Here is an 18,211-nt window from a genome sequence, read left to right on the forward strand (position 1 = left end):
GGACCCCCGGAAACGGGAATCCGCCGGTGCCACAGGCGGTGTCCTGGGCTCCGGAGCGGCTCCCGGGCCCCGGGTTGCGCCTGGACGCGGAGACCGGCCCTGACCCGGGACCGTGTCTCACGCGGGGGCCGTCGTCGTCCCGCTACCCGGCCGGCGGCCGGGGAGTGCGGCGGCCCCCGCGTCAGACCTCTCCCGTCCCCTCCCCTGTGCGGAGCCGGTGACCGGGCCGGTACCGGCACTCCGGAACGGTCAGTCGCTCCGGTCAGTCCTCCCGCTCGGACGCGGACCGGTCCCCTCCGCCCCGGCGCAGCCACCGGTGCAGCGACGGACCCGCCGCGTGCACGGCGTTCACCCCCACGATCCCCGCCCACGCGGTGATCAGACCCAGCAGACCGGCGTTCACCACGCCGATCGCGGACAGCGGGACGGCCAGGAGCAACGAGACGACACCGAAGCCGAAACGTTCGCCGAAGCCGGGCTCCGGGGAGTGCCGCGCCGGACCGCTGCCCCGGGCGGCGACCATCTGCTGTTCGGCGAGGTGACGGCGGACCCTGCGGTCGACCGTGTCATCGATGCGCTGCTCGACCTTGTCCAGGAACGAGTCGACCAGAGCCGACTCGTACTCCTCGCCCAGTTCGCGCCGGGCGTGCAGGGTGGCGTCGAGCTCCTTCTTGAGTTCCGGGTCGCGGGTTTCCATGCCTTCACGCTACGGGCGGGCACCGCCCCCGTCAGGGGGGCTGGCCCCCCTTTCCGGCAGCCCGCGACCGAGCGCTGACGGATGATGTGACAGCGGCGGCGACGCCGCTCGACCGGCGCACCGGCCGGTGACCGTGACGAGAGGGAAGGCATGAGCGACAGCGCTGCCGCACGACTTCAGCAGCTCTTCGAGGGGCACCGGCTCACCCCCACCCAGCGCAGGATCGCCCACAGCATGGTCCGCCGCGCGGCGGAGGTGCCGTTCCTGTCCAGTGTGGAGCTGGCCGAGGTCGCCGGGGTCAGCCAGCCGTCCGTCACCCGGTTCGCCGTCGCCCTCGGCTTCGACGGCTACCCGGCGCTCCGCCGCCATCTGCGGGAGTTCGCGCCGCGCGGCGGCGGCCCCGCCGAGGCCGTGCCCAACGAGTACCAGCAGGCGGTGCACGCCGAGATCGAGAATCTGCGGCGGCTCGCCGACTTCCTCGCCGACCCCGAACCCGTCGAACGCGCCGGACGGCTGCTCGCCGCCTCCCGCCCGCTGCCCGTCCTCGGCCTGCGGGCCGCCGCAGCGCAGGCGCGCGGCTTCGCCTACTTCGCCGCCAAGGTGCACCCCGACGTCCGGGTCCTCGACGAGGGCGGCACCCTCCTCGCCGACCGCGTCGACGCCGCCCGGCGCGCGGGCGCGGACGCTCTCCTCTGCTTCGCGCTGCCGCGCCACCCCAAGGAGGTCGTGGAGGCCCTGGAGTACGCCCGCTCGGCCGGGCTGACCGTCGTCACCGTCGCGGACTCCGCGTTCGCGCCTGTCGCCGGACACAGCGACCTGCTGCTCCCGGCGGCGGTCGGCACCGGGCTCTCCTTCGACACCGTGTGCGCGCCGATGCTGCTGGGACGGGTGCTGCTGGAGGCGATGTGCGACGAGCTGCCGGACGCGCAGGCCCGGCTGGAGGAATTCGACGCGCGGGCCGCCGCGCGGGGTCTCTTCGCGGAGTGACCCCCCGGTCCCGGCTCTCTCAGACGTCCCTCAGAAAACGGGGCTAACCTGCCGGGCCGGACACCGGACACCTGAGCATGGACGGGAGTGAACGCACGTGGCACGTGGGACGCGGTCGCTGGCGCGGGTCGCCGTGGTGGTACGGGCCGGGGCGGCCCCCCTGTGGTGGCTGGGGCTGCTCGCGGCGGGCATCGGCGCGCTGCTGCCCGGTCTGACGGGCCGGCGCATCGGCCTGCTGTCCGGAGCGGCGCTGCTGCTCATCGCCGCCGCCGTCACCGCGTCGGCCCGCTGGGGCCGCTGCACGTCCCTCATGGCCGCCGCCGACCGCGCGGGCCGCCACGACGTCCTCCAGGACCGCCGCGTCACCCTCCGGGTCCGCCGCCGGGCCCGCCGCTGGGTGTACCCGTCGGCCTTCCTCGCCGCCGTCGTTTCTTCTTTCGCCCTGCCGGGCGCGGGCGGTCTGCTGCTCGCGGGCATCGGCGCGGGCCTCTGGCTGAAGGCGGTCCGCATCGGCCGCCGCGAGGAGGACACGGAGACCCTGTACTGGGTCTCCGTGGACGAGATGTCATCCGCCGGGGCCGTCGGCAAGCCCGTGACCGCGTTCCGGAGCACGGGCATCGGCGCGGGCGACGCCGCTCCGGGCGGCGCCCGCCGCCGCCGTTAGCTGTCGCCGGGGTCGGACCCCGACTCGCGGAACCAGTCCACGAGCGCCGACGCGTCGGCCATCTCCTCGTCGGACGCCATCAGGTGGTCCAGTCTGCCCGCACGCAGATCGTTCGCGAACACCGTGAACGCGACCCGGGCGATGACGATGACGCGCTCCGGGACGACGCAGTCGTAGATCCGGACCATGCGCAGCTCGAAGGGCCCGTCGGGGCCCGCCTCGACATGAATCGACATGAGCATGCCTTTCGGTTGCGGCGGGGCCCCGTTATGCGGGGAGCCGGAGGGCGTCGAGTTCCTGTGCGATTCCCGAGGCGAATATCGCCAGGGCGATGACCCACAGAGAGATGATCATCAGGGCGTTGGCTATGACGTGCTTGGATTTTCGGGCTCGTCGCACGGAAAGCCTTTCGGTGCTGGTGGGGACGGGTCCTGGGGGATGGGGCGCGGCTTGAGGGGGCAGTCCGGTTCGGGGCAGCCGCACGGCCCGAAATCGAACGGGTTGAAATCCGGGTCCATGCGATAGGGCTGACGCAACGTCAACCTCCGAGGGTGAATTTTGAACGTGGGGGTCCGGCGGCGACCAGAAATCCGTAAAGCGCATCCGTTCGTACGAGCTGACGTGCTATCAACTCAGTAGCCATAGGCGCGGGGTGGGCTCTGGCCGCTGCCGACATCCACCCTGGCCTGGTCAAGCACCCGAAACCAACGAAATGGGCGTGCCAAAGCGGGCTGGCACCCATGCGGGCACGCGAAAGGTGGACGTGTGAGCGAGGAAAAGGAACCGAAGGATGAAGCCCCCGAGGAACCCGAAGACGCCGGGGCCTGGCTGGGAACCGAGCTGATGTACGCGCGTGATCACGCGGGTATGACGCAATCGGCGCTTGCTGACGATTGCCAAGTCGAACGGACCTACGTTTCGCGCGTGGAGTCCGGAACGCGTTTCCCCAGCGAACGTTACGTGGAAGCGTGTGACAGAATTTTTGGCACATCCGGGGTCTACACGCGGCTGCGGCGTCGACTGCTGGATATGGGCCACCCGGGGTGGTTCCGTAAGTACGTGGCGCTGGAGCGGGAAGTCGTGGAGATCCACGGCTACGCCAACTCCTTCATGATGGGCCTGCTCCAGACCCCGGAGTACGCGTACGCGGTCTTCCGTGCGGCCCATCCGCGAGAGACGGACGCCCGCATCAAGACTCGTGTGGCAGCTCGAATGCGCCGCCATGAGGTCTTGGAGCGCACCGATCCGCCGCTTCTCTGGTTCATCATCCACGAAGGAGCGCTGCGTACAGTCGTGGGCAGCTCTGAAGTGATGGTGGGGCAGCTTGAGCGCTTGGCGCAGATGGCGGAGAGCCCCAACGTGGTGGTGCAAGTACTCCCGTTCTCGGCCGGTGCGCCCGCAGCGGGGTCGCCCTTCATGCTGCTGACGCAGGGCAATCAGGAGGGGCGAATTCTGTACTCGGATACCATCGGCCACGGGTACATGAATGACTCTCCGGCCGTCGTCAGCTCGTGGGGGTCCACCTTCGATCGGCTGCGTATGGCAGCGGAGTCGGAGACGCGCTCGCTCGGGCTGATTCACTCGATCATGAAGGAGCACGCTCGATGACCACGATCGATTCCCTCAACTGGATCAAGTCCAGCTACAGCGACGGCGAGGGTGGCGAATGCGTCGAGTGGGCGCCTTCGTACGCGTCCACGACGGGTGTCGTTCCGGTGCGGGACAGCAAGTGGGCCGACGGCCCTGCCCTGATGGTGTCCGCCGGTGCGTTCGCGGGCCTCGTGACCATGGCCCGTGACGCGTCCCTGTAAGTGAGCGCGCCGCACAGCTCCACTCGTTCAGGCTGATCCGCTCGATCATGAAGGAGTGCGTTCGATGACTGCGATCGTTTCTCTCGACTGGGTCAAGTCCAGCTACAGCGGCCCCAACGGCGGCGAATGCGTGGAGTGGGCGCCTTCGTACGCGTCCGCGATGGGTGTCGTTCCGGTGCGGGACAGCAAGCGGGCCGACGGCTCCGTCCTCATGGTGTCGGCTGACGCGTTCGCGGGCCTGGTGGTCCTGGCCCGCGAAGCCGCCCTCTAGGCGAACACACGACGCGGCCCCGCACCCTCTCGGTGCGGGGCCGTTCGTTTCAGGCCCTGCTCGGCACGAGGGCGAGGTGGAGGGCGAAGACGCCGAGGGCTTCCTTCTCGGGCGGGTAGATACTCCGGATCGCGGCGACGAGCTGGTCATGGGTCATGCCCGGTCCGCCGATCGCGGCAGCGTCCTCCGCGTCGACCATCGCCGCGAAGGACTCGTACTCCCTCACCGCCGTGATGCGGGTGGTCACGGACTCGTCCGCGCAGATGATCGTGAGGATGTCGCCGGGGGCGAACCTGCGGATCTTGGGATAGCCGACGCGGACCTCGATGGTCTTGGCGCCGGAGGCGATGAGGTCCAAGTACGGCTTGCGGATGGTGAGGGAGTGCTCGCGGGGCCGGGGACCGTTGCTCGTCATCAGGATGTCCTTCACGCTCCGGGGGATTCTGCGGGCAGCGCCTGGCGGGCGGCGGCCAGTCGTTCGCTCAGGCCCTCGACGGCCGACTGGCGGGGATAGCGGCGGTTCAGGAACGAGACGAGGTCGCTCGCGCGGTGGCGGACGGAGTCGACGACGCGGGCGGAGCCGAGTGCCTGGTGGCCGAGGGCGATGGCGTCGTCGGGGTCGCCGAGGAGGGCATGGGCCAGGGCCAGATCGATGCGGGCGATGGCCTCGCGGCTCGGGGACCTCGACGCGGCGGGGGCCGCCTCATAGGTCGCCAGTGCCTGTTCGGCGTGTCGGCGGGCCTGTTCGGCCTGTCCCAGCCAGATGAACGAGGTCGCCGGATAGGAAGTGAGGGCATAGTCCGCGAGCGGCAGGACATCCATGCCGAAGCGGCGGGGTGAGCGGGGCGGCAGGAGCCGGTGCGCGTCCTCGGCGGCCCGGAAGGCGGCAGTGAAGCCGTCCGCGTCGCCGTCGGCGGCAGCGGCCCGCGCGGCCTGGGCATGTAGCCTCACGGTCAGCGGGTGGGTGGCGGGGGCCTCGATGAGCCCCTTGAGGGCCGCTTCACGCGCTTGGCCGGGCCGCTGCTCGTACAGGTTGATGGAGGCGGCGGCGTCCATCGCCCACGCGCACAACTCGCCGTGTCCGGCCTGCTGACCATGGACGAAGGAGTCGGTGGCGAACGCCAGACCGGTACGGGCGTCCCCGAGGTCGTGGGCGAGCCAGGCCAGAAGCTCGGACAGCCAGCCCGCGAACGCCAGCAGTTCGCGTTCCTGGCGGTGGGTATGCCGCCCCGCCAGGAGGGCGGCGACCTTGCGCCGGTAGTCGAGCACCGCGTCGAAGACGGCCTGAGGCGGCTTGAGGGAGTACGCGCGGTTGAACTCGGTGACCGCGAGGTCAAGGTGGTCCAGGGTCCCCGAGCCGAGCGAGGTCGCCTCGGCCTGCCGGGTGAACTCCATGGCCTCGGCGGCGGCCTCCTCAAGGACCCGCGCCGCGGCGGCCGGAGCGGCCACGGCCAGTCCGGCGAGCTTCACCGCGCTGCGGCGTTTCGTCGGCCCCACCTCCGTGATGGTCTGCGGACCCGCGTCGGTACGGGCTGCTTCCCCTTCGGGAAGTCTTCCACCAGAGGCGCCAGCCTGATCCAAGTGGAAGCGACCGCGAACGAGATCGCCGTATCCGACGCCGTAGTACTCCCTGCCGACCAGCGGACTTCGACGATGTTCTGTGAAGGCCGACGCCGGACGATCTCTTCTGGGCGAACACAGCGTGGCCCCTGTGCTCTCCCCAAGGGAAGAGCACAGGGCTGTCCGCTGCTACGGCACCGGTGAGTGCCCCTCCACACGGGACGGAACGGGGACCACCGCTGGGGTGGCCATCCCGTTCCAGTTGAGGTCGAAGTGGTCCATCACCACACTGCGGACCAGGACTTCCGGGAAGTCCTCGAAGAAGTCCAGCGCTTCCGCGACGGCCTCGGTCAGGGTCTCGGCCTCGAACGCGCACATGAACCAGCTACGGCCAGGCCCCTCCGTCAAGCCGATCCGTCCGTCGTTGAAGCGGTCGAGATGGGCCAGAGTGTTGGACTGCTCCTCGGTGAGCGGGGCATCAAGAACGAGGTCGAAGTACCACTCACGCACAGTCCCGGTGCCTCTCTGTGAATCGGTCTCAGGCGCGCATTCGTAAGGATCTGGAGGAATACGCATATGGCAGGTATCACCTCTCGTGTCGGCTGGGTCAAGTCCAGCTACAGCGGCCAGGGTGGGCAGTGTGTGGAGGTGTCCCCTTCGTACGCGTCCGTGAAGGGTGTTGTTCCGGTGCGGGACAGCAAGCGGGTCGATGGCCCCGTCCTGATGGTGTCGGCTGACGCGTTCGCGGGCCTGGTAGTCCTGGCCCGCGAAGCCGCCCTCTAGGCGAACACACGGCGCGGCCCCGCACCCCTCCCCAGTGGAAGGGCGCGGGGCCGTCCGTCGTCACGACACCGGGGTGTCTTCCTCCAGCCGGGGCGGGGCGGGGATCACCGCCGGGGTGGCCATGCCGTTCTCGTCCAGGGCGATTTCGTCCAGCTCGACACTGCGGATGAAGGCGCCGGGCACATCCCCGATCCGGCTCAGCGCTTCCGCGATGGCGGCCGTGAGGGTGTCGGCCCGGACGACGCAGATGAAACGGGAGTAACCCGGCCGTTCGGCCAGCCCCAAGCCTCCCTCCGCGATGCGGTCCGATCCGTTCATGATGTCCCGCTGCTCCTCGGTCAGCGGGGCGTCAAGAACGAGGTTGAAGTGCCAGTCACGCACAGTTCCGGTGCCTCCGCTCGCTTCAGCGCCGCTTCGGCGTCCTTCTTCGGGTGCTTGTCTCCCTGGGGCATGGTCGTACATCTACTGCCGCCCTCCCGCCTCGGGCGGCCCTCCGGGGGCCGGTCCATCCGAATGGGCGACGGATCGCAGCGCCCCGTTTACAGCAAGGCGGACGCCTGGGCTCCGCCCGACTCCGCGACCAGTTCCGCTTCCGTCTGCGGGGCCCGGACCAGGCGGAAGTCCACGGCTGTCGCGTCGGCGGTGTATCCGTAGACGCCCGGGCGGGGCAGGCTGTTGTACCCGTAGTGGTTCGAGAAGCAGTACGCGCCCGTGTCCAGCGCCGCCACCACATCGCCCTGGTCCAGCGGCGGCAGCTCCCGGGCCTCCGCCAGCAGGTCGCCCGCGAAGCAGGCCGGGCCCGCGATGTCCTGTGGCACCGGAGCGCCGGTCTTCGGGTGGCCGTCCGGGCCGTACGCGGCGATCCGCAGGGGCCAGGAGACCGGGTCGTACACCGTTCGCGTCGCCACCTGCACGCCCGCGTGCGTGACCGCGATCGGGCGTCCGCCGGAGACCTTCGTGTACTCCACCCGCGCGAGGATCGTGCCGTGCTTCGCGAGCAGCGCCCGGCCGTACTCCGTCACCAGGGCGTAGCGCCCGTCCAGCAGGCCCGGGACCTCCCGCTTCAGCAGCGCCGCGTACTCCGCGAACGTCGGTGTCGTCTCGTCCGACGCGAAGTTGACGGGCAGTCCGCCGCCGATGTCGAGCGTGTCGATCTGCCGTCGCCCCGCCGCCGCGTTGATCTCCTCGGCGAGCGCGTACAGCTCCCGTACGCCCTCGGTCATCCGGGCCAGCGGGACGCCCTGCGAGCCGGAGTGGGTGTGCAGCCGGGTCAGCCAGGGGCGGTCCAGGAACATCCGGACGACGGCGGCGCGGGCGCCCGGGTCGCGCAGGGCCACGCCGAACTTCGATGTGGCGGTGGCCGTGGACAGTGCCCCGATCGCCCCGGCGCCCACCTGCGCGTTGATCCGGACGCCGACGGGGGAGCGGACCCCATCGGTTTCGGCCAGCAGCGCGTCGATCCGCGACAGCTCCTGCGGGTTGTCCGCGTTGAGGGCGATCCCGAGGTCCAGGGCCTCACGCAGTTCGCGGACGGTCTTCGCGGGGGAGTCCAGCACGGTGCGGGCGGCGGGGACCCCGGCGGCGCGGGCGATGGCCAGTTCCCCGGGGCTCGCCACCTCGGCGCCGATGCCCTCCCCGTTCAGCAGCGCGACGACGGGGACCAGCGGCGCGGCCTTCACCGCGAAGGCGTGCAGCACGGGCGCCTCCGTGACGCCCGCGAACGCCTCCTTCAGCGCGGTCGCGGACGCCTTGATCCCGGCCACGTCCAACAGCGCGGCCACCGGCCGTTCCTCGCTGAGAAGACCCTGTTCAACAGCGGCTCGTACGGCACGGTTCCGGCGTTCTGGAGTCATATGCGCCAGCCAAACACGCGGGGCGGCTCCCACGCGACTGTTGACTAGAAGTATTCACTTCATGAATATGTGAATGGATATCTCACAAGGGAGGCATCGCCCATGTCAGGACCCCGCCCGGTACGGGCCCCGCGCGGCACGGAGCTGACCGCCCTGGGCTGGCAGCAGGAAGCCGCTCTCCGGATGCTCCAGAACAACCTGGACCCCGAGGTCGCCGAACACCCCGACCGGCTCGTGGTCTACGGCGGCACCGGCAAGGCGGCCCGCGACTGGCGCTCGTTCGACGCGATGGTCCGCACCCTCACCACCCTGAAGCAGGACGAGACGATGCTCGTCCAGTCCGGCCGTCCGGTCGGCGTCATGCAGACCCACGAGTGGGCCCCCCGGGTGCTGATCGCCAACAGCAACCTGGTCGGCGACTGGGCCACCTGGGAGGAGTTCCGCAGGCTCGAAGCCCTCGGACTCACCATGTACGGACAGATGACCGCCGGTTCCTGGATCTACATCGGCACCCAGGGCATCCTCCAGGGCACCTACGAGACCTTCGCCGCCGTCGCCGCCAAACGGTTCGGCGGCACCCTCGCCGGGACGATCACCCTCACGGCGGGCCTCGGCGGCATGGGCGGCGCGCAGCCGCTCGCCGTCACCATGAACGACGGCGTCGTCATCTGCGTCGACTGCGACCCGCGCGCCATCGAACGCCGGATCGAGCACCGCTATCTCGACGTCCGCGCCGACTCCCTCGACCACGCGCTGCGGCTCGCCACCGAGGCGCGCGACGCCCGCCGCCCGCTGTCGATCGGTGTCCTGGGCAACGCCGCCGAGGTGCTGCCGCGCGCCCTGGAGATGGGCGCGCCCATCGACATCGTCACCGACCAGACCTCCGCCCACGACCCGCTCGCCTACCTCCCCGTCGGGGTCCCCTTCGACGAGATGGCCGCGTACGCCGCCGAGAAGCCCGCCGACTTCACCCAACGGGCCCGCGAGTCCATGGCCCGCCACGTCGAGGCGATGGTGGGGTTCCTGGACGCGGGCGCCGAGGTCTTCGACTACGGCAACTCCATCCGGGGCGAGGCCAAGCTCGCGGGGTACGAGCGGGCCTTCGCCTTCCCCGGCTTCGTCCCCGCGTACATCCGTCCCCTCTTCTGCGAAGGGAAGGGCCCGTTCCGCTGGGCCGCCCTCTCCGGCGACCCCGCCGACATCGCCCGCACCGACCGCGCGATCCTCGACCTCTTCCCGGAGAACGAGTCCCTGCGCCGCTGGATCACCCTCGCGGGCGAACGGGTCCACTTCCAGGGGCTGCCCGCCCGGATCTGCTGGCTCGGCTACGGCGAACGCGACCGCGCGGGCGAGCGCTTCAACGACATGGTCGCGAGCGGTGAGCTGACGGCGCCGCTGGCGATCGGGCGCGACCACCTCGACTGCGGGTCGGTGGCGTCCCCGTACCGCGAGACCGAGGCCATGCGCGACGGGTCCGACGCGATCGCCGACTGGCCGCTCCTGAACGCGATGGTGAACGTCGCCTCCGGCGCGTCCTGGGTCTCCATCCACCACGGCGGCGGCGTCGGCATGGGGCGCTCCCTGCACGCCGGACAGGTCACCGTCGCCGACGGCACGAAGCTCGGCGGCGAGAAGATCCGCCGGGTGCTGACCAACGACCCCGGGATGGGGGTCATCCGGCATGTGGACGCGGGGTACGAGGCGGCGGAGGCGGTGGCGGCGGAGCGGGGGGTGCGGGTGCCGATGATTTCTGAGGGGGCGGTGGAGTAGTTCCGGGGTGCGGTGCGGGTCCGTCGTTGTGGCTCGGGTGCGGTGGGGTGCGGGGCGGTTTTGCCCGGGTCCGTCGGGCCTTTCGGGTGCACCGGGGTGCGGGGTCCGTCCTCAAACGCCGGACGGGCTTGATGTGCGGGTGCGTCGGTGCCCACCGGGCGGGGTGCGGGCGGTCGTTCTCCTCGGGTGGCGTGGGCCTCCGGGCTCACCTCCTCGGGGCCGGCAGAGCGAACGCCGATGTCCGGACTCGGGCACTCCTCCGCCGGTCCCCTGCGGGGGCGACCCTGCACCCCACGCCCATGGGGTGCGGGGGCCGGTGCCCGGCGCCGGTGGGCACCCCCCGCCCGGTGGGAGGAAGAAGCTGCCCGGGGCTTGCAGGGCGGAACACCGTCGGCAGGCCGGGGCCGAGAGGTCGGACCCGGGCGGGCAGAGAAGTGGAGTGTGCACGCCTGGCTGCCGTCGTTCCTTGCCCGTGGGGTTTTCCTCCTTCCGCCGGACGGGGGTGGTCCACGACCCAAGGCGGGGCGGTGGCCTGTGGAGTTCCCTCCGTCCACCGGGGGCGGTGGGGTTTCTCTTCCCCCTCGCGGGGGTGGGTCCACGGCCTGGAGCGAGGGCGGTGACCGCGAGGCGGGGGGTGCAGGGTCGCCCCCGCAGGGGACCGGCGGACGACCGCCCGCACTCGACGTGTGCCTTCGGTCTGCCGGCCCCGAGGAGGTGAGCCCGGAGGCCCACGCCACCCGAGCCATCCAGCCGCCCGCACCCCAGCCGGTGGGTACCGACGCACCCGCACAAAACCAGCCCGTCCGGCGCTTGAGGACGGACCCCGCACCCCGGTGCAGCGGAAACACAACAACGGACCCGGCCACAGCCGACCCGCACCCCGGTGCACCGGAAGCACAACAACGGACCCGGGCACAGCCGACCCGCACCCCGGTGCACCGGAAACACAACAACGGACCCGCACAAACACCCCCAAGGAGACCCATGCCCACCTTCACCGAGATGTGGCGTGACCTCACCCCCATCGGCCGCCACACCCCCACCAACGGCTACCGCCGCTACGCCTGGACCGGCGCCGACACCGACTGCCGCGCCTGGTTCCGGGAGCAGACCCTCGCCCGGGGGCTGCGCTACGAGACCGACCGCAACGGCAACCAGTGGGCCTGGCTCGGCGACCCGGCCGACGGGGACGCCGTCGTCACCGGGTCGCACCTGGACTCCGTGCCCGACGGCGGGGCCTTCGACGGCCCCCTCGGCGTCGTCTCCGCGCTCGCCGCGCTCGACGGGCTCCGGGCGCGGGGCGCGCGCCCCACCCGGCCGCTGGGGATCGCCAACTTCAGCGACGAGGAGGGCGCCCGCTTCGGCCTCGCCTGTGTGGGGTCACGGCTCAGCGCGGGCCGCCTCACCCGGGAGCAGGCGTACGCGCTCACCGACGCGGACGGGGTGACGCTGCCCGAGGCGATGGAGGCGGCGGGCCAGGACCCGACGGACCTCGGGCCCGACCCCGAACGCCTCGCCCGCATCGGCGCCTTCGTCGAGCTGCACGTCGAGCAGGGCCGCGCCCTCGACCTCGGCGGCCACCCCGTCGGTATCGCGTCCGCGATCTGGCCGCACGGCCGCTGGCGGTTCGACTTCGCGGGCGAGGCCAACCACGCGGGCACCACGCGGATCGCCGACCGCCGCGACCCGATGCTGAGCTACGCGGAGACCGTGCTCGCGGCCCGCCGCGAGGCGGAACTCACGGGCGCCCTCGCGACCTTCGGCAAGGTGGCCGTCGAACCGGGCGGGGTCAACGCGATCCCCTCCCTGGTGCGGGGCTGGCTCGACGCCCGCGCCGCCGACCAGGAGACCCTGGACACCGTCGTCGCCGCGATCCGGCGGGCCGCCGAGGAGCGCGCCCGCCGCGACGGCGTGGACCTGGCCGTCGTCCGTGAGTCGTTCACCCCGGTCGTCGAGTTCGAGCACGCCCTGCGGGACGAGTTGAACCGTATCCTCGGCGGCGCCGTGCCGGTCCTCGGCACCGGCGCGGGCCACGACGCGGGCATCCTCTCCGCGTCCGTCCCCACCGCCATGATCTTCGTCCGCAACCCCACCGGCGTCTCGCACTCCCCGGCCGAGTCCGCCACCGAGGACGACTGCCTGGCCGGGGTCCACGCGCTCACCGACGTCCTGGAGGGCCTGGCATGCCGCTGACCACCACCTACTGGGCGGAACACGCCTGGCTGCCCACCGGGGACGCGTCCGGTGCCGGCCCGGGTACCGGCCCCGGTGTCGTCGCCGGTGTCGTGCTCGACGTCCGCGACGGCGTCGTCACCTCCGTGCGCACGGGGGTCGCCGCACCCCCGCCCGGCGCCGAGACGCTGCGCGGACTCACCGTCCCCGGCCTGGCGAACGCCCACTCGCACGCGTTCCACCGGGCCCTGCGCGGCACCGTCCAGGTCGGCACGGGCACCTTCTGGACCTGGCGGGAGGTGATGTACGAGGTCGCCTCCCGGCTCACCCCCGACTCCTACCACCGGCTGGCGCGCGCCGTGTACGCGGAGATGGCGCTCGCGGGCATCACGTCGGTCGGCGAGTTCCACTATCTCCACCACGGCCCCGGCGGCGTCCGCTACGCCGACCCCAACGCCATGGGCGAGGCCCTGATCGCGGCGGCCGGGGAGGCGGGCATCCGGATCACGCTGCTGGACACCGTCTATCTGCACGGCGGACTCGGGCGGGACGGGTACAAGCCCCTGGCGGGGCCGCAGCTCCGGTTCGGGGACGGCGACGCCGACGCCTGGTTCGAGCGCTGGTCCCGGCTGAAGCCCGCCGGGCTCGCCCGCATCGGCGCCGCCGTCCACTCCGTGCGGGCCTTCTCCGGGGCCGACGACCACACCCGTTTCGCGGAACGCACCGACGGCTTCCCGGTCCACATCCACCTCTCGGAGCAGCCCGCCGAGAACGAGGCGTGCCGTGCGGTCCACGGCCGCACCCCGGCGCGGCTCCTCGCCGACGCGGGCTTCTGGAAGCCGACCGTCACCGCCGTCCACGCCACCCATCTCACCGAGGAGGACATCCGTCTCCTGGGCGGCGCGGGCACCGGGGTCTGCATGTGCCCCACCACCGAACGGGACCTCGCCGACGGCATCGGACCCGCCGTCGCCCTCGGCCGCGCGGGCTGCCCCCTCTCGCTGGGCAGCGACAGCCACGCCGTGATCGACCTGCTGGAGGAGGCCCGCGCGCTCGAACTGAACGAGCGGCTGCGCACCCGCACCCGGGGCCACTGGACCGCCGCCGGGCTGCTGCACGCCGCGACCGCCGCCGGGCACGCCTCGATCGGCTGGCCCGAGGCGGGGCGGCTGGAGCCGGGCTCGGCCGCCGACTTCGCCGCCGTCGCGCTGGACTCCGTCCGGACGGCGGGTCCCGTGCCGGGGCTCGCCGCCGAGGCGGTGGTCTTCGCGGCGACGGCGGCGGACGTCACGGACGTGGTGGTCGCGGGCAGGCGGGTGGTCCGCGACCGGACGCACACGGCCGTGCCCGACCCGGCGGCGGCGCTCGCGGCGGCCGTCGCGGAGCTGCGCGGGTAGGGCCGCGCGCTCCGGGCGGGGTGCGATGGACCGGAACCGGCCGGTGGTGCGACCCTGGAGGCCGTACGGCACGCAGCCGTACGGCCTTCCGGTGTGGTCCGGCGTAGGGAGAGCGCATGCAGTGTCCGGAGTGCGGCGGCGACGCCCTGCCCGACCCGGAGGGCCCGCGGGTGATCCGCTGCATGAGCTGCTGGCACGCCTGGGCGGTCCCGCAGCCCGCCTCCTGCCCGGGTCTGATGCGGCGTTTCCTGCCCGCGCTGCGCGCCGCCGCGCGGGCGGTCCGCCCGTCCCGCTGAGACCACCGGCACCACCGGCACCACCGGCACCACCGGCACCACCGTCGGCACCGGCCCCCCAGAGAGGCATCGCACAGCGTGAAACGGCTCGTCGCCCGGATGTGGCGCGGCATCAGCGGCCCCGTCCAGTGGCGCGTCATGTGGCTGGCCAACGCCAAGTTCATGATCGGCGTGACCGGTCTGGTCCGCGACGACTGGGGCCGGGTGCTGGTGCTGCGCCACCGCCTCTGGCCCGAGGACCGGCCCTGGGGGCTGCCGACGGGATACGCCCACAGGGGCGAGGAGTTCGCCGCGACCGTCGTCCGTGAGGTCAAGGAGGAGACCGGCCTCGACGTCACCACCGGCCGCCTCCTCCGCCTCACCAGCGGCTACCGCCTGCGCGCGGAAGTCGCCTACGAGGCCCGCCTGATCGGCGGCGAGCTGCGGATCGACCCCCTGGAGATCCTGGAGGCCCGCTGGTGCGCCCCGGACCAACTCCCGGACGGCCTCCAGGAGTCCCACCGGCAGTTGATCGCCGCGGCGACGGACCCGACGGCGGACACTACGGCGGACCCGACAGCGGACACGGCCACAGCACCGGGTGACACCGGGGATATCACGTGATGCTCCTCGGATGAGCCGGACCATCGCCCGGTCTGTCCGAAAATCAGGAAATAGCCGGGGGTAGGGTGATGGCCCCCACCCGGTTCGTGAACGACCCCGGTCCGTGAACGACCCCGGTCCCGGCCCGCGCCCGGACCGGGACACCGGTGGGCCGTTCCGCGTTCCGTCGGACCAGCCCACCGCGTTGTCAGCTCCGTGCACACCCGGGGAGAGCGGACGACGAGAGCAGGGGGAAGGGCGCCGGAATGCCGTGCATACGCGTGGAGAACGAAGCCGCCGGGCCGCCCGGAACACCGCCCGGACGGCGGCTCATATCCCGCAGCCGCCTCGCCCTCTGCGCGGCCCTCGCGCTCTGCGCCCTCGCCGTCCTCCAGCACTTACTCGTCCTCGCCGGATTCGGCGATCTCCTCCCCGGCGGGCAGCCCTGGCCCCTGCTGCTCGGCGCCGCCCTCGCCTGGCCCGTTCTGCGGCGGCGGTTCTCCGGGAACGGGCCGCCGCCGCTCCCCGGCCCCGTCCGCCGGGTCCTGCGGGCCGTGCGCCGGGTGCCCGTGGCGCTGTGGCTCCTCGGCGCGCTGGCGCTCGCCGCCGGGGTCTGGGCCTGGCTCCAGGACAAGGAGCCCTGGATCGGCCACGAGGAGGCCGTCTACGCCAACAAGGCCCGCTCCTGGTACGACGGCACCCCCGACGCGGGCTGGGGCCCCTACCGGCCGCTCGGGCTGCCCGCGCTGGGGCGGATCGCGCTGGAGATCCACCCCGGGGTCGGAGCGCTGCGGGCCGTCGCCCTCGTCCTCACCCTCGGCGCCCTCCTCACCGTCCACCTCGTCGCCGCCCGCTGGCTCGCCTCCCCCCGCCGCGCCGTGGTCGTCGTGCTCGTCCTGCTCAGCGGGGTCGGATTCCTGCGCCGGGTGCCCGAGTTCCTCACCGATATCGGCGTCACCGCGCTGCTGCTCTGGCTGCTCCTCCTGCTGGTGCGGGCCCAGGAGAACCCGGCGGGACGCGCCCTCGACGCCGTCCCCCTCGTGACGCTCGCCGCCTTCTATCTGCGCTACGGCGTCGTCGGCAATCTGCTGGCGATCACCGTCGCCGCCCTGCTCTGCTACGGGCCGCGCTCCTGGCTGCGCCACAGCCGTCGGCTCGCCCGCGCGGGCGCGGTGCTCCTCGTCGGACTCCTGCCCCACCTCGTCCACGCGACCGTGGTCACCGGGTCGCCCGTCGGGCTGCTCACCTGGGCCACCCACCAGGCCGAACGCGGCTTCGTCGGCGACGGGTTCCTCTACTACCTCGCGATCTTCCCGTACCGGCTCGCGGGCGACCTCGGCGCGATCGTCATGGCCGCCGGTGCCGTCGCCGCGTTCCGCGCCGCCCGGCGGCTGTGGCGCGCCCACCGCGGCGCGGCCCCGCCGGTCCCGGTCGCCGCCGAGGACCGGCGCACCGCCTTCCTCGGCTGCTGCGCCCTGCTCATCCCGCTGGTCCTCGGCGTGGCCACCGACGGCGAGCCGCGCTTCGTCTACGTCCCCGTCGTCCTGCTCACGATCCTCGGCGTGGGCAGGCTCGCCGACCTCGCCGGGTCCCTGGTACCGGCGCTGCTCGCGGCGGTCGCGGCGATGGCGGTGCTCACCGTCCTCGGCACCGCGCGGGTGATCGCGGACGTCGCGATGGCCGCGCCCAACGCGCAGCGGAAGTCCACCGTCCCGGTCGCGCTGGAGCTGCGGAACGACGGGCGGCCCTGTCTCCTCGTCACCGGGTACGAACCGGATCTGGGCTGGTACTCGGGGTGCGACGCGGTCACCTACGGCCAGTTCCGCCGGATGTCCCCGCCGCCGGGCACCCTGGTGCGGCTCGTCCTCTTCGAGAAGGGGCGCGACCAGCCCGGGGCGGCGGCGCTGGAACGGCTGATCGGCGACCGGCACGGCGGCAGCCGGACCGTCCCCACGGAGGGTTCGCTCGGCGACGCGACCGTCATCACGCTCACGCCCTGACGCCCCGGGGCTCTGACGCCCTGGCGCCCCGGGGCCCGTGGCGCGGGACGGCTTGGCAGACTCTCCCCCAGCAGCCGTGCGAGAGGACCCCATGACCACCACCCTCATCACCAACATCTCCGCGCTGGTCACCAATGACCCCGCCCGCGAAGGCGACTCGCCCCTCGGGACCGTCGAGTCCGCCGCCGTCGTCATCGAGGGCGAGCACATCGTCTGGACCGGCCGGGCCCAGGACGCCCCCGCCGCCGACACCGTCCACGACGCCGCCGGACGGGCCGCCGTCCCCGGCTTCGTGGACTCGCACTCCCATCTCGTCTTCGCCGGGGACCGCACCGCCGAGTTCAACGCCCGGATGTCCGGGGCGCCCTACCGCGCGGGCGGCATCCGCACCACCGTCGCCGCCACCCGGGCCGCGTCCGACGCCGAGCTGGAAGCCGGACTGACCCGCTATCTGGACGAGGCCCTGCGCCAGGGCACCACCGTCATGGAGACCAAGTCCGGGTACGGGCTCACCGTCGCGGACGAGGCCCGCGCGCTGGAGCTGGCCGCCCGCCACACCGACGAGGTGACCTATCTGGGGGCGCATGTCGTCGCCCCCGAGTACGCGGACGACCCCGGCGGCTATGTCGACCTCGTCACCGGCCCGATGCTGGACGCGTGCGCGCCCCACGCCCGCTGGGTCGACGTCTTCTGCGAGCGCGGCGCCTTCGACGGCGACCAGGCCCGCGCCGTGCTGACCGCCGGGATCGCGAAGGGGCTCACCCCCCGGGTGCACGCCAACCAGCTCGGCCACGGCCCGGGCGTGCGGCTCGCCGTGGAGCTGGGCGCGGCCAGCGCCGACCACTGCACCCATCTGACCGACGCCGACATCGACGCGCTCGCGGGCGGGGACACCGTGGCCACCCTGCTGCCGGGCGCCGAGTTCTCCACCCGCGCCCCCTGGCCCGACGCCCGGCGGCTGCTGGACGCCGGGGTGACGGTCGCCCTCTCCACGGACTGCAACCCGGGCTCCTCGTTCACGTCCTCGATGCCGTTCTGCATCGCCCTCGCGGTCCGGGACATGGGCATGACGCCCCACGAGGCGCTCTGGGCGGCCACCGCGGGCGGCGCGCGCGCCCTGCGCCGTACGGACGTGGGACGGATCGCTCCCGGGTCCCGCGCCGATCTGGTGCTGCTGGACGCGCCCAGCCCGGTGCACCTGGCCTACCGGCCCGGGGTGCCGCTGGTGACGGACGTCTGGCGGCGGGGCGTCAAGGAGAAGTAGTCCGAGAGGCAGTCCGAGAAACAGCGCAGCGAGGCAGCCCACCGGCCACCGGCCGTCGGAGACCCGGCCTCGGCCCCGGGCCCCGGCCGCGCGGGAGCGCCCGC

General features: G+C 72.8%; 20 protein-coding genes. 13 read left to right on the plus strand and 7 right to left on the minus strand.

Features of this window, described 5'->3' with window-relative positions:
* Positions 1–262: 262 nt before the first annotated feature.
* Positions 263–697 (minus strand): hypothetical protein, encoded by a 435-nt coding sequence (locus tag CRV15_RS17475; RefSeq protein ID WP_003957439.1) that lies wholly within the window; start codon positions 695–697, stop codon positions 263–265.
* A 150-nt stretch (positions 698–847) separates the two neighbouring features.
* On the opposite strand from CRV15_RS17475, the gene CRV15_RS17480 reads away from it, so the two are divergent.
* Positions 848–1,684 carry a MurR/RpiR family transcriptional regulator gene (locus CRV15_RS17480; protein WP_003957440.1) on the plus strand — a complete coding sequence of 279 codons (837 nt, stop codon included), beginning with the start codon at positions 848–850 and terminating at the stop codon, positions 1,682–1,684.
* Between the two features lie 97 nt (positions 1,685–1,781).
* Positions 1,782–2,348 carry a hypothetical protein gene (locus CRV15_RS17485; protein ID WP_003960722.1) on the plus strand — a complete coding sequence of 189 codons (567 nt, stop codon included), beginning with the start codon at positions 1,782–1,784 and terminating at the stop codon, positions 2,346–2,348.
* On the opposite strand, the gene CRV15_RS17490 is transcribed toward CRV15_RS17485, so the two are convergent.
* The gene (locus tag CRV15_RS17490; RefSeq protein WP_029182944.1) at positions 2,345–2,584 is read right to left on the minus strand and encodes a hypothetical protein; all 240 of its coding nucleotides are present in this window, start codon (positions 2,582–2,584) and stop codon (positions 2,345–2,347) included. The genes CRV15_RS17485 and CRV15_RS17490 overlap by 4 nt on opposite strands.
* 529 nt (positions 2,585–3,113) lie before the next feature.
* On the opposite strand from CRV15_RS17490, the gene CRV15_RS17495 reads away from it, so the two are divergent.
* The 3 genes from CRV15_RS17495 (at position 3,114) to CRV15_RS17505 (ending at position 4,430) form a co-directional block, all read left to right on the plus strand.
* Complete coding sequence (locus tag CRV15_RS17495; RefSeq protein WP_003957444.1) at positions 3,114–3,956, plus strand: helix-turn-helix domain-containing protein; 843 nt, start codon at positions 3,114–3,116, stop codon at positions 3,954–3,956.
* Positions 3,953–4,159 (plus strand): DUF397 domain-containing protein, encoded by a 207-nt coding sequence (locus CRV15_RS17500; protein ID WP_003957445.1) that lies wholly within the window; start codon positions 3,953–3,955, stop codon positions 4,157–4,159. The genes CRV15_RS17495 and CRV15_RS17500 overlap by 4 nt, the downstream gene beginning before the upstream one ends.
* A 64-nt stretch (positions 4,160–4,223) precedes the next feature.
* Positions 4,224–4,430, plus strand: coding sequence for a DUF397 domain-containing protein (locus CRV15_RS17505; RefSeq protein WP_003960717.1), 207 nt, complete (start codon positions 4,224–4,226; stop codon positions 4,428–4,430).
* A 49-nt stretch (positions 4,431–4,479) separates the two neighbouring features.
* Here the strand turns inward: CRV15_RS17505 and CRV15_RS17510 are convergent, their stop codons facing one another.
* The 3 genes from CRV15_RS17510 to CRV15_RS17520 all read right to left on the minus strand — a co-directional run bounded on the left by CRV15_RS17510 (position 4,480) and on the right by CRV15_RS17520 (position 6,566).
* Positions 4,480–4,845, minus strand: a complete 366-nt coding sequence (locus CRV15_RS17510; RefSeq protein ID WP_003960716.1) for an ASCH domain-containing protein — start codon at positions 4,843–4,845, stop codon at positions 4,480–4,482.
* A gap of 11 nt (positions 4,846–4,856) precedes the next feature.
* A complete protein-coding gene (locus tag CRV15_RS17515; protein WP_003957448.1) occupies positions 4,857–6,011 on the minus strand; it encodes an NsdA family TPR-like regulatory protein in 1,155 nt (384 codons plus the stop codon).
* 168 nt (positions 6,012–6,179) lie between these two features.
* A complete protein-coding gene (locus CRV15_RS17520; protein WP_003957449.1) occupies positions 6,180–6,566 on the minus strand; it encodes a hypothetical protein in 387 nt (128 codons plus the stop codon).
* Between CRV15_RS17520 and CRV15_RS17525 the strand changes: the two genes are divergently transcribed.
* Positions 6,567–6,773, plus strand: coding sequence for a DUF397 domain-containing protein (locus tag CRV15_RS17525; RefSeq protein WP_003957450.1), 207 nt, complete (start codon positions 6,567–6,569; stop codon positions 6,771–6,773).
* A 60-nt stretch (positions 6,774–6,833) separates the two neighbouring features.
* Here CRV15_RS17525 and CRV15_RS17530 read toward each other — a convergent pair whose 3' ends face one another.
* Both CRV15_RS17530 and CRV15_RS17535 read right to left on the minus strand, forming a co-directional pair.
* Positions 6,834–7,154: a hypothetical protein gene (locus CRV15_RS17530; RefSeq protein ID WP_003960714.1), complete on the minus strand. Its 321-nt coding sequence runs from the start codon at positions 7,152–7,154 to the stop codon at positions 6,834–6,836.
* Positions 7,155–7,312: 158 nt separating this feature from the next.
* On the minus strand, positions 7,313–8,626 hold the full coding sequence (locus CRV15_RS17535; protein ID WP_003960713.1) for a type III PLP-dependent enzyme domain-containing protein: 1,314 nt from the start codon (positions 8,624–8,626) through the stop codon (positions 7,313–7,315).
* A gap of 102 nt (positions 8,627–8,728) precedes the next feature.
* Between CRV15_RS17535 and hutU the strand changes: the two genes are divergently transcribed.
* From hutU to hutI, 7 genes are all read left to right on the plus strand, one after another.
* Complete coding sequence (hutU, locus tag CRV15_RS17540; RefSeq protein WP_003957453.1) at positions 8,729–10,396, plus strand: urocanate hydratase; 1,668 nt, start codon at positions 8,729–8,731, stop codon at positions 10,394–10,396.
* 984 nt (positions 10,397–11,380) lie between these two features.
* Positions 11,381–12,589, plus strand: coding sequence for an allantoate amidohydrolase (locus tag CRV15_RS17545; protein ID WP_003957454.1), 1,209 nt, complete (start codon positions 11,381–11,383; stop codon positions 12,587–12,589).
* The gene (locus CRV15_RS17550; protein ID WP_003960712.1) at positions 12,580–13,965 is read left to right on the plus strand and encodes a formimidoylglutamate deiminase; all 1,386 of its coding nucleotides are present in this window, start codon (positions 12,580–12,582) and stop codon (positions 13,963–13,965) included. Before CRV15_RS17545 ends, CRV15_RS17550 begins: the two co-directional genes overlap by 10 nt.
* Before the next feature lie 116 nt (positions 13,966–14,081).
* Complete coding sequence (locus CRV15_RS17555; RefSeq protein ID WP_003960711.1) at positions 14,082–14,261, plus strand: hypothetical protein; 180 nt, start codon at positions 14,082–14,084, stop codon at positions 14,259–14,261.
* 78 nt (positions 14,262–14,339) lie between these two features.
* Complete coding sequence (locus CRV15_RS17560; RefSeq protein WP_003960710.1) at positions 14,340–14,864, plus strand: NUDIX domain-containing protein; 525 nt, start codon at positions 14,340–14,342, stop codon at positions 14,862–14,864.
* Positions 14,865–15,124: 260 nt separating this feature from the next.
* Positions 15,125–16,843 (plus strand): glycosyltransferase, encoded by a 1,719-nt coding sequence (locus tag CRV15_RS17565; protein ID WP_230864129.1) that lies wholly within the window; start codon positions 15,125–15,127, stop codon positions 16,841–16,843.
* 91 nt (positions 16,844–16,934) lie between these two features.
* Positions 16,935–18,107 (plus strand): imidazolonepropionase, encoded by a 1,173-nt coding sequence (hutI, locus tag CRV15_RS17570; protein ID WP_009996381.1) that lies wholly within the window; start codon positions 16,935–16,937, stop codon positions 18,105–18,107.
* Positions 18,108–18,211: the final 104 nt, after the last annotated feature.

Source organism: Streptomyces clavuligerus (assembly GCF_005519465.1).
GTDB lineage: Bacteria > Actinomycetota > Actinomycetes > Streptomycetales > Streptomycetaceae > Streptomyces > Streptomyces clavuligerus.